This is a genomic window from Moorena sp. SIO3I6 (genome assembly GCF_010672095.1).
The window spans coordinates 1-1,330 of the sequence record NZ_JAAHHU010001400.1; the positions used below are offsets into that span (position 1 = coordinate 1).

The window sequence follows — 1,330 nt, forward strand, 5'->3', positions numbered from 1 at the left end:
CAAACATTTATCCTTGATGATATTCCTTTTTCTTTCTCCGAAGGTCCCGAAAATGGTGAATCAAACGTTACAGTGATTCGCTTTTTCCAAGATTGGGTAGACCGTAATGCTACCAGAGTTTTCGCAGCGCGATCGCAATTTAATCTCGGCATAGATGCCTTTGATGCTACGGTGAATAATGAAGCTCCGGATGGGCGGTTTTTGTCTTGGTTAGGACAATTCCAATGGGTACAGCGTTTATCATCCCGAAATTTATTCTTACTACGTCTTAATACCCAACTAACATCAGATTCCTTATTATCTATTGAAAGGTTTAGTGTGGGGGGAGTCGATACAGTAAGAGGATATCGGCAAAATCAATTAGTAGCAGATAATGGGATCACAGCTTCAGCAGAAGTCCGTATTCCTCTGACAGCAAACACCAATACATTGCAAATCACGCCCTTTTTTGATATTGGCACGGCTTGGAATAATGGCGGTACAAATCCAGACCCACAAACCATAGCGAGTTTGGGGTTAGGATTAATTTCGCAGCCTAGTAACGCTTGGAATTTACGTTTAGATTATGGTATCCCCTTGATGAGTGTTGACGACTCTGGGAATACCTTGCAAGATAATGGTTTTTACTTTTCTTTGCAATATCAACCATTTTAGCGATGCAGAGGTGCGACCCACCTGGCAAGCTCTTCTAGTTTCCCCTTCGCCCACACCCCACACCCCACACCCCACACCCCACACCCCACACCCAGTAAACCTTTGTTCGCGTAGCGTGGCCGAAAGGCCAAGGCTGTTTGTCACCCCGTCAGAAAATATACACTTTTCTGTATATCCTATTAAGTCCACCTCCGATACTATAAGTAAAGACAGCATCAGAAGATAAACAAGTTATTAATGAACTTATATTAAGTCTAGCCCTGGTGTCAGCCAACAATTTTTAAATTTTGTGTATTTAGCTAAAACAAACTAGAGGAGAAGGTGATATGGTCAATGCCAGATCTGATGGGTTAACAATCAATCAAGATTTACCCAATACCAGTAACTTGAAGATTTTAGTAGTAGATGACCACCAACTCATTTTGAAAGGAACAGTCAACGAGCTAAGCCAACAGTATCCAGACGCAGAAATAGTCAAAGCACAAACCGCACAACAAGCTCAAGAGGAAATCGCTAATTCTCACTTTGACCTTTTGGTGATGGATTTGTCTATACCAGAAAAGCCAGGAATGAGTGCCGAAATTGATACTGGTATTTACTTACTTAAGAAGTTACTACAAAACTATCCCCAACAGAATTTCCTGGTGCAAAGCAGTCATGTCAAGACACTGGTACG

At 41.8% G+C, this 1,330-nt stretch carries 3 protein-coding genes; 2 read left to right on the top strand and 1 reads right to left on the bottom strand.

The window, feature by feature from the left end; translation table 11 throughout:
- The coding region (locus F6K49_RS49680; protein ID WP_293110181.1) for a ShlB/FhaC/HecB family hemolysin secretion/activation protein at positions 1 to 654 on the top strand (654 nt) is incomplete at its 5' end.
- Here F6K49_RS49680 and F6K49_RS49685 read toward each other — a convergent pair.
- Positions 651 to 785, bottom strand: a complete 135-nt coding sequence (locus tag F6K49_RS49685; protein ID WP_293110183.1) for a hypothetical protein — start codon at positions 783 to 785, stop codon at positions 651 to 653. The genes F6K49_RS49680 and F6K49_RS49685 overlap by 4 nt on opposite strands.
- 195 nt (positions 786 to 980) lie before the next feature.
- On the opposite strand from F6K49_RS49685, the gene F6K49_RS49690 reads away from it, so the two are divergent.
- The coding region (locus F6K49_RS49690; RefSeq protein ID WP_293110185.1) for a response regulator at positions 981 to 1,330 on the top strand (350 nt) is incomplete at its 3' end.